Annotated in this window: 11 protein-coding genes; 5 read left to right on the plus strand and 6 right to left on the minus strand. The window is 33.9% G+C overall.

The annotated features are described in order from the left end of the window. Window positions 1-94, plus strand: a 94-nt coding sequence (locus B7Y67_RS07795) for a hypothetical protein (RefSeq protein WP_293598160.1), incomplete at its 5' end; no start/stop codon positions are given. Window positions 95-254: 160 nt separating this feature from the next. Continuing rightward, a complete protein-coding gene (locus B7Y67_RS07800) occupies window positions 255-1,538 on the plus strand; it encodes a site-specific integrase (RefSeq protein ID WP_293598152.1) in 1,284 nt (427 codons plus the stop codon). Here B7Y67_RS07800 and B7Y67_RS07805 read toward each other — a convergent pair. The 3 genes from B7Y67_RS07805 to B7Y67_RS07815 all read right to left on the minus strand — a co-directional run bounded on the left by B7Y67_RS07805 (window position 1,525) and on the right by B7Y67_RS07815 (window position 2,359). Then, window positions 1,525-1,698: a hypothetical protein gene (locus B7Y67_RS07805; protein ID WP_293598153.1), complete on the minus strand. Its 174-nt coding sequence runs from the start codon at window positions 1,696-1,698 to the stop codon at window positions 1,525-1,527. The two genes, B7Y67_RS07800 and B7Y67_RS07805, sit on opposite strands and share 14 nt — an antisense overlap. Then, entirely contained in the window at window positions 1,699-1,848 is a 150-nt protein-coding gene (locus B7Y67_RS07810) for a hypothetical protein (protein WP_215275362.1), read from the minus strand. 67 nt (window positions 1,849-1,915) lie between these two features. Beyond that, window positions 1,916-2,359, minus strand: a complete 444-nt coding sequence (locus B7Y67_RS07815) for a DUF6641 family protein (protein WP_293598154.1) — start codon at window positions 2,357-2,359, stop codon at window positions 1,916-1,918. Window positions 2,360-2,503: 144 nt separating this feature from the next. On the opposite strand from B7Y67_RS07815, the gene B7Y67_RS07820 reads away from it, so the two are divergent. Both B7Y67_RS07820 and B7Y67_RS07825 read left to right on the plus strand, forming a co-directional pair. Continuing rightward, window positions 2,504-3,133: a hypothetical protein gene (locus B7Y67_RS07820; protein WP_293598155.1), complete on the plus strand. Its 630-nt coding sequence runs from the start codon at window positions 2,504-2,506 to the stop codon at window positions 3,131-3,133. A 325-nt stretch (window positions 3,134-3,458) separates the two neighbouring features. Further along, window positions 3,459-4,127, plus strand: a complete 669-nt coding sequence (locus tag B7Y67_RS07825; RefSeq protein ID WP_363926913.1) for a site-specific integrase — start codon at window positions 3,459-3,461, stop codon at window positions 4,125-4,127. 2 nt (window positions 4,128-4,129) lie between these two features. Here B7Y67_RS07825 and B7Y67_RS07830 read toward each other — a convergent pair whose 3' ends face one another. The 3 genes from B7Y67_RS07830 to B7Y67_RS07840 are packed head-to-tail and all read right to left on the minus strand — an operon-like array spanning window position 4,130 to window position 5,336. Further along, window positions 4,130-4,678 carry a hypothetical protein gene (locus B7Y67_RS07830; protein ID WP_293598156.1) on the minus strand — a complete coding sequence of 183 codons (549 nt, stop codon included), beginning with the start codon at window positions 4,676-4,678 and terminating at the stop codon, window positions 4,130-4,132. Between the two features lie 2 nt (window positions 4,679-4,680). Next, window positions 4,681-5,049 (minus strand): hypothetical protein, encoded by a 369-nt coding sequence (locus tag B7Y67_RS07835; RefSeq protein WP_293598157.1) that lies wholly within the window; start codon window positions 5,047-5,049, stop codon window positions 4,681-4,683. A 5-nt stretch (window positions 5,050-5,054) separates the two neighbouring features. Further along, window positions 5,055-5,336 (minus strand): hypothetical protein, encoded by a 282-nt coding sequence (locus B7Y67_RS07840; RefSeq protein WP_293598158.1) that lies wholly within the window; start codon window positions 5,334-5,336, stop codon window positions 5,055-5,057. A 130-nt stretch (window positions 5,337-5,466) separates the two neighbouring features. Here B7Y67_RS07840 and B7Y67_RS07845 point away from each other — a divergent pair, with 130 nt between their 5' ends. Beyond that, window positions 5,467-8,271 carry a DNA methyltransferase gene (locus B7Y67_RS07845; protein ID WP_293598159.1) on the plus strand — a complete coding sequence of 935 codons (2,805 nt, stop codon included), beginning with the start codon at window positions 5,467-5,469 and terminating at the stop codon, window positions 8,269-8,271. The last annotated feature ends 170 nt before the right edge of the window (window positions 8,272-8,441 follow it).

Raw genomic sequence — 8,441 nt, forward strand, 5'->3', positions numbered from 1 at the left:
GGTATCGAATCGCATCATTAATGAAGTACGTGGTATCAATCGCGTGGTCTACGACATTAGCGGAAAACCGCCAGCAACTATTGAGTGGGAGTGAAAACATTGCTGTAAGTCGTTGATTTATAACGATTTACGAGTTACACAATTGTTTCACACAAATCACTAAGTCGTTGTATTTCTTACAAATTTAATTTACAGTTGTTGAAATAGTTACACAATTTTGTAGCTATGAAATTAGACAGCTACACGTAAATTAAATGCCAACCAAAAAAGTCACAACAAACGGAACTGAAGTTGCAATATTTGATAACGCTGTAATTTACAAGCGTGGAGAGTATTGGCACTTTAGGTATTGGCTTACTAAAGAGCGTAAATACGCACGATTTAGCTTAAGAACTACAAACTTAAACACAGCTAAAGTTAAAGCAGAAGGACACTATCACGAACTTAAAGCTAAGGAATATGCTGGAATTACACACTTTAGTAAAACAGCTAAAGATGGTGTTGCTATGTATTTGGCTAAACGTGAAAAAGACATAGATATAAACATAACTAAAGGAAGATTTAGCACTATTAAGACACACTTAGAGCATTGGCTTAATTATATTAAGCGTGACACTAAGCTAAAAGAATTGCAAATTACTGATTGCGAAGATTACTACTTAAAGAGAGTAGAAGGAAAAACAAAAAAACAAACATTAAGTGCAACAACTGTAGAGAACGAACAGAGCACTATTAATGCAATGATGAAATGGCTTTATAAGCATAAGGAAACTAATTTAGAAAGTTTTGAATTTACAAAACTAAAGCGTGTAGATAGGGGAGATGAAAGTTTAAGACGTAATAGTTTTACAGATGACGAGATTAAACGTATAGGAATAGAGTTAGACAAATACATTGCTGAAGCATTGCAAAGAATTAATGAAACTGGCAATTTAGTAAAGGCTATTGCTGGTTATTACTTTGTAATAAGCATAATGTTTGGATTACGTAGAGGCGAGCAAATACAATTAGAGTGGAGTGATTACGAAGAGTTTGAGCATAAAGTAGCAAAAAAAGACTACAACTTAGTAAAGCTAACTGTTAGGGCAGAAATTAGTAAAGTTAATAAAACAAGAAGAATTGTTGAGAAAGATATTGGTTACTTTGACGACTTATTTAAGTTGCAATATCCACGAATAACAGCCTACCAAAAATCCAAACCAAAAGACGAACAGAAGAAATTTGCTAATACACTTATTTTTAGTGCTAATGGTGATACAGCAATAAGCAATCGTGCTATTGCATATCACTTTGATAAAATAATCAAATTAGCAAAGATTGAAAATATAGAAAAACGCAACATAGTGCCATATAGCTTTAGACACTATTACATAACGCAGAAAGTAAATAGTGGATTAGTTCCTACTTCAGTTGCAGAAATAGCTGGAACAAGCACTACACAAATAGAAAATACTTACTATCACACAACAGATGCTAAGTTAATTGCTAATGCATTTGCTGGATACGTTATTAAAGATGGCTTGCTTATCCCAACTTAACACTATTAATAGTTTGCTGTGCCTTAGCAATCTTCTGCCTATCACGCTCTGCCTTAAGCTGTTTAGCTACATTATCCTTTTGTAGCTGTAAAGACTTAATACGCTGTTGTTGAGGTGTTAAAGGTTTTATTACATTTGGTTTAATTTCTTTTAATCGCATTTAATGTCCAATTTGCTGTGGTGGTGATAAAACATTTCCAGCACCAAACTGTCCTTGCACTAACTTAAATGCCATAGCACTATTATCAGCAAAAACAATTGTATTAATCCAAACTCCACTCACCTTTACTGTAGCCTTAAACTGTTTCATAACAGTATTTAGTTTTATTACATTTACGTGCCCCAAATCCTTAAAACAATGGGGCACGTAACCAACACTATTTGTTAAATGCCTTGCGTGTAGCATCACTAACTTCACTAATAGCATCGTCAAATTCGCCTGCAACAACAGCATCTTTCAACTTATGCAATGTTCCAATTAATTCAGTTCCATTAGTTAATTCAATTGCATTAGCACCTTTCTTGTTAAGTGGTAACGTCTTTGCACCATACTTAACAGCTAAATTAATCTTGCCATTCTCTGCAATCCAAAACCATTCCTTAACACGTTTAACTGTTTCAACAGTCATACGCTCACCAGTTTCCTTGTTAGTAATAGTTTTAATACGTTTTGGTGCATAAGTTTGTTGATTACGCTGTGCTTCGCACAATTCCAACTGTTCTTGCACTTTAGCAAGTAGCTTTGAGCGACGTTGCATAACTGGTGAAATAGCTGTGCGTTTAGCTGTAGTAATTAACTTCAAGTTTGTAACTATGCTCATCGTTTTCTCCTATAAGTTAATGGGCATACTTACTTTATGGCTGATTTTTAGTAATTCCTACCTAAATCTGCCACCAATTCTCACCAAAAACCTAATAATTCGTTAATAAATTAATGGTTTTATTACATACACATAAATAAGTGTATGTCTAATAACCAAGCTCTTAAGCAAGCATACGTAGAAACTATCAACCAATTTAGTCCACGTCTCACACACGCTGTAACCGTTACTTTCAAAACACGTGCATACGTATTACCAAAAAGTTACCAAAAATGCACCCAAAACCAAAATAACGTGTTTAAGTCTGCCCAAAAATACCAACCAGAACGATGGAATTGGGGCAATAGTGAGGTTTTGGGTGATTGGAAATGGTTAAACGAGGAAGTGGCAGAAAGCACTTTGGATTACTTTTACGCTAAGTTAGCTTATATGGCTTTTGGTAAAGACACAAAACGGACAACAACTAAGGCGTATTCAAAACCCACGATGATTACAAGCATAGAAGGCTTATACAGCGACAAACGCATACACGCACACTTAGCAATTGGTAACTTACCCAAAAACATTGACATTCGAAATACGATAGAACGAGCTTGGTGGGCTTGTGACTTTGCACACAAAAGCATAGTCATTAAGCCACTAAGCAACACTTATGGCTGGCTTGACTACATTACTAAAGAAGCAAACGTTGGCAACGTAGATGCTTTACGCATACAAAGCATTAAACAACCCCAAATCTACTTAAGTGACATTGGCGTAGAAAACAGCTTGTAATTAAGCAGATTTGGACAATTTGGATAACAAGCAAGCATTACTATTTAATGCTTAATAGCGAAGCTATACCTAAAATTTACTAATTACAATGCACAACGCTTCAAATCAACGCTATAAGCAAGAAATACAAGGTAGTGAATACAAACACAGCAGAGAGCTTAGAAAACAGCACTAAGACGCTTTAATTAAGTCTGCTAATAAATGTGGGATTTAGACGACAAATTAACTAAATAGCAATATGTAATCTTCTTTATTAAGTATTACATTTGGCAAGAAAACACAGCATACAGCGACGTAACCGTATGTTTTTATTAAGGAATGCAAATTGACTAACTTTTGGAATAAAAAGGTCGCAGAAAATAAACAAAGAAAATACATTAAAGACATAGCAAAACTTTGGTTAGGGAAAGAAACTATGTCTAAGCAAGCAAAAACATTAAACAATGATGAAATACGTAAAGTTTTAGATTACGTAGCAACACGAAAGCATAGCGAGCGAAATAGAGCGATGATTTTTACTATTTTTAATACTGGTATGCGTGTTAGTGAAGTTGCTAATTTACGTTTTAAGGATGTTGTAGATAGTGAAGGTGCTGTTAAACGTGAAATTCGACTTAGTGCAGAGGATACTAAGACTAAGGAAGCACGTATTGTATTTGTTAATGACAAGTTACATAAGGAATTAACAAGATACGTTAAGTTATACAAGCCACTAAACACCAATGTAAAGTTCTTTTACAGTCAAAAACGTGCAAGTGATGGCTACAGTCCAAATACATTAGCCCAATTTTTCCATTACTTGTTTAATAGGGCAGGGATTGCTGGTGCAAGTTCACACTCTGGTAGACGTAGCTTTATTACAAACTTAGCTAACAAAGGTGTTGGAGTAAGAGTAATAATGGGATTAAGTGGACATAGAGCATTGAGTAGTGTGCAATGTTACATAGACTGTAACGATGATATGAAACGTAAAGCAATTAACTTACTAAATTAGTATTACCAACCAGACTTTAGTATTAGTGTAGCGTTATCTTCAATACGTTTTGTTGCATTCATTACTTCAATAACTAACTTATCATTAGCTTTTGTATATGCGGGAAATGATTTATAGAATTTAGCATCGCCAATATCTTTTTCTATAAAAAAATCTAAACTCTTTATTGTGCTCTCTAATTCTCGCTTAAATCTAACTAAGTGTCCGTGTGTCCAAGTTAAGTGACTTAGTTCATCTATTAAAACATCATCAACTATAAAATGTGTAGTTAGATTGTCTACAAACTTTAGGGTAAGTGCTGTTGCATTAGCCTCGCTTTCAAATAGATAAAGTTCACGTGTATAGCTGTGATTATTAACTAAGACTTTTTCGAAGTTACTAAAAGCGTTTTCTATTTGATAAAGTTTATCTGCGTATGGAACATTTTTATTTTTGCGTTTTCCACCACCATAAATTACTTTTGAACCCTTGCCCAAGTATTCATCAAGTTCTTTATAAGTTGGCTTGTCTTTATTTGAAGTGTTCTCAAAAATTGCACATTTAACAGACATAGTTATTTTGCTTTCTTAACGCGACTCTTAGCAAGTTTTCTTAGCTTTTTTGTTTCATAGTCAATCCACATATCTTCATACTTGCCTAAATCCTTATGCACACTTACTATTAAAGCATTAGTCTTCTCGCCACCGTGTTGAGGTAGTCGTAATGCCATATGTTTAATAACAGCACGTAACCAAGCATCAACTGATTGATGTTCTACGGGAATATTCCAGTTTGAGCTTGTGTAGCAATACTTGTATAAAGGATCAATTGTTGGCATTGTTTCAAAATAAAGCTGTGTTTCATAATCTTCATTAGCTTCAATAATCTTCAACTTCGCTTCAAACTGTAGCTCTTCAATCGATTTGCTTTGGTTACGTGGCATTGCTATTACTTCTTACTTGCACGTTTCTTAACTTCACTTTGTGTAACTACCAAACGCTTAATACCAATTACATTACCAATTGCTTCAAGTATTGCTATATCACTTACGTCTTTTGCACTATCTTTAATCTTCTTAAAGTCAGCAGGGATATTCGACTTTTTAATTGCTTCTGTTACTTCTCCAGCATAAGCACGTCTTTCTAATACTTTTAATGCTTCCTTTGCTGCCTCAAGTTTCTTCTTTAAGTCATCTGCAGAAAGTGATTTACGCGGTGCTCTTGTAGCCATTCTCAATTCTCCAAGTAGTTATGTTTAACAGAATAGTAATAAAACCTATTGTCATTAGCTTTATATCCCTATATTCTGCATAAAGTCATTAGTGTTTATCCTTAGTCCCATACAAGTTAATATGTAACCTATGCCAGATATAACTATTAACGAAGTTCGCAGACGCTTACAGCTATTTGCGAAAGAACACGCTACAGATAGCGATGAGAAACAACACGCACAGCAATTTTGGCGTGATTTTTATATGTGCTTTGGGCTTAGTAAAAGCTCAGCAAGTATGTTTGAGGCACGTGTTCTAAAAGTAGGTGGAGCACGTGGCTATATAGACAGCTTTATTCCAGGTGTTTTATTGGTAGAGCAAAAGAGTTTAGGTAGAAACTTAGATGATGCTTATGTGCAAGCACAAGCATATTTCCACGCAATTGCTAATGAATTTGAAAAGCCCCAATACATTATTACGTGTGACTTTCAAACATTTCAGTTGTATAACTTACAAAACAACGCTAAAGAGCCACTAATTTGTAAGTTAGATGAATTACATAAACGTGCAGATTGGTTTATGTTTTTAGTTGATAAACGTGTTCAAGCTGTCACAGAAGAATTACCAGTCAATCGTAAAGCTGCAGAACAAATTGCTAAGTTACACGATGCATTACTTAAGGCAAACTATAAAGGCAAAGATTTAGAGAGTTTCTTAACACGCTTATTGTTTTGTTTGTTTGCAGACGACACAGGGATATTTGGTGACGATGGCATATTTAGACGCTTAGTTGAAGCTACTAAAGAAGATGGTAGTGATTTAGGTAGTGCAATAAGTTTGTTATTTGAAGTTCTAAATACTCCTAAAGATAGCAGACAAACTAATTTAGATGAAGCATTACAAGCATTTGAATATGTAAATGGTAATTTATTTGCAGATCATATACAAACTCCTTATTTTGACTTTGACTTACGCACAATTTTAATTAAGTGTGTGCAAATTGATTGGAGTGGAATTAGTCCTGCAATATTTGGTGCAATGTTTCAAGCTGTATTAGAAGAAGGTGCAAGTGATACAGCACATCGTAGAGAAAGTCGCAGAGAATTAGGTGCACATTACACAAGTGAAAGAAACATACTTAAAGTAATACAACCATTATTTTTAGATGACTTATATGAAGAGTTTGATAAAGCTAAAGGTAGCAAGATAAAACTTACAGCTTTATATGACAAGCTACCAACCTTAAAGTTTTTTGATCCTGCGTGTGGTTGTGGTAATTTTTTAGTTATTGCTTATAGAGAAATTAGAAGAATTGAGAATGATGTTATTAATGAATTATTTTTTAAGGGACAAGCACAAGGTGGTTTATTAGATATAGCAACATTATGTCGCGTTAATATTGGACAGTTTTATGGAATAGAAATTGATGAAGCTGCTACACATATTGCACGTGTTGCACTATACATAACAGATCATCAACTTAACTTAGAGGCTGCTAATAAATTTGGTAAAACTCGTGCAACAGTTCCTTTAGTTACAACACCTCATATACATTGTGGAAATGCATTACGTATTGATTGGAATGATGTTGTTAAAGCAGAAGAATGTAATTTTGTTTTTGGTAATCCACCTTTTATTGGTTACAAACATCAATCTGCATTACAGAAGAAAGACTTAGAGATTGTTTATGGAGTTGGTAATAATGCAGGCGTATTAGATTATGTTTGTGCTTGGTATGTGTTAGCAAGTAGATTTATAAAATCGAATGAACAAACAAAATGTGCTTTCGTATCTACAAATAGTATTGCACAAGGAGAGCAAGTAGCTGTTTTGTGGAGTTTATTATTGCCTCTACATATCAATATTCATTTTGCGTATCGTACATTTGATTGGAGTAATGAAGGAAAGGCTGTTGCAGGTGTTCACTGTGTAATTATTGGATTTGGTATTTGTGATGTTAAGCAACGTCTTATTTTTAAGGAAAATGACGAAATAGTATTAGCTAAAACAATAAATCCATATCTTCTTGATGCACAAACAATACTTATCGATAAAAAAACTAATCCTATCTGTAATGTTCCTAATTTAGTTTATGGTAATGAACCACGTGAAGGTGGTTTTTTATTGTTAGATGAAGATGAGTATAAAAAATTAGTTGCTATAAACGACTATAGCGTCAAGTTTATTAAACGTTTTGTAAGTGCTGATGACTACATCAATAACATTAAACGTTATTGTTTTTGGCTTGTTAATGCTGATCCAACTGAACTACATAAGAGTAATTTTTTACTTAAACGCATTGAAAGTGTGCGTGAATTTAGAAAAAATAGTTTACAGAAAGCAGCTAATGCAGCATCAGCTACTCCTTCTGTTTTTGTTTCTATTCGTCAATCAAATCAACCTTATTTGCTTATCCCAATACATAGTAGTGAACGACGAGATTACATACCAATTGGTTATTTAAGTGGTGATGTTATATGTAGTAATGCTTCATTTATGTTACCTAACGCTACAGTTAAAGAATTTGCTGTTCTTACAAGTAAAATGCATATGGCTTGGGTAAGAATAATTTGTGGAAGATTAGAAAGCCGTTATCGCTATTCAAATACTGTTGTATATAACAATTTTGTGTGGGATATTAATAGCACTGAAGAGCAGAAAGCCAACTTATCGTTAAGTGGGCAAGCAATTTTAGATGCAAGAAACCTTTATCCAAATGCATCTTTAGCTGAATTATATGACCCCTTAACAATGCCAATTGAACTTGTTAAAGCACACGAAGCAAATAATAAAGCTGTTGATAAGGCTTATGGATATATGGGAGCTGATGATGATGCAAGTAGAGTTGCTTTCTTGTTTAAGCGTTATGAGGAATTAACAAGTTTATTACCACCAACTGTTGCAAAGAAAAAACGTGCCAAGAAACAAGATGATGCACAATCTAATCTAATTTAACAATGGTTATCAATAATATGCGTCCTAAAATATTAAAAAATTATAAAAAAGAAGAGTTAGAAGTTATGCTTAGGAATTCAAAATCTGGTGAGTTATGGATTACCAAATTTATTCCATTACGTTGGGGCGACATTGAACATAGTAATGCTGTTTCACTATATAAAAATAAT

The sequence above is a fragment of the Polynucleobacter sp. 35-46-11 genome (assembly GCF_002281105.1).

Excerpts from the sequence above, each read along its gene's own strand:
- B7Y67_RS07820 (WP_293598155.1), top strand. The coding sequence starts at position 2,504 with ATGTCTAATAACCAAGCTCTTAAGCAAGCATACGTAGAAACTATCAAC.
- B7Y67_RS07805 (WP_293598153.1), bottom strand. The coding sequence starts at position 1,698 with ATGCGATTAAAAGAAATTAAACCAAATGTAATAAAACCTTTAACACCT.
- B7Y67_RS07800 (WP_293598152.1), top strand. The coding sequence starts at position 255 with ATGCCAACCAAAAAAGTCACAACAAACGGAACTGAAGTTGCAATATTT.
- B7Y67_RS07840 (WP_293598158.1), bottom strand. The coding sequence starts at position 5,336 with ATGGCTACAAGAGCACCGCGTAAATCACTTTCTGCAGATGACTTAAAG.
- B7Y67_RS07845 (WP_293598159.1), top strand. The coding sequence starts at position 5,467 with ATGCCAGATATAACTATTAACGAAGTTCGCAGACGCTTACAGCTATTT.
- B7Y67_RS07815 (WP_293598154.1), bottom strand. The coding sequence starts at position 2,359 with ATGAGCATAGTTACAAACTTGAAGTTAATTACTACAGCTAAACGCACA.
- B7Y67_RS07830 (WP_293598156.1), bottom strand. The coding sequence starts at position 4,678 with ATGTCTGTTAAATGTGCAATTTTTGAGAACACTTCAAATAAAGACAAG.
- B7Y67_RS07835 (WP_293598157.1), bottom strand. The coding sequence starts at position 5,049 with ATGCCACGTAACCAAAGCAAATCGATTGAAGAGCTACAGTTTGAAGCG.
- B7Y67_RS07810 (WP_215275362.1), bottom strand. The coding sequence starts at position 1,848 with ATGAAACAGTTTAAGGCTACAGTAAAGGTGAGTGGAGTTTGGATTAAT.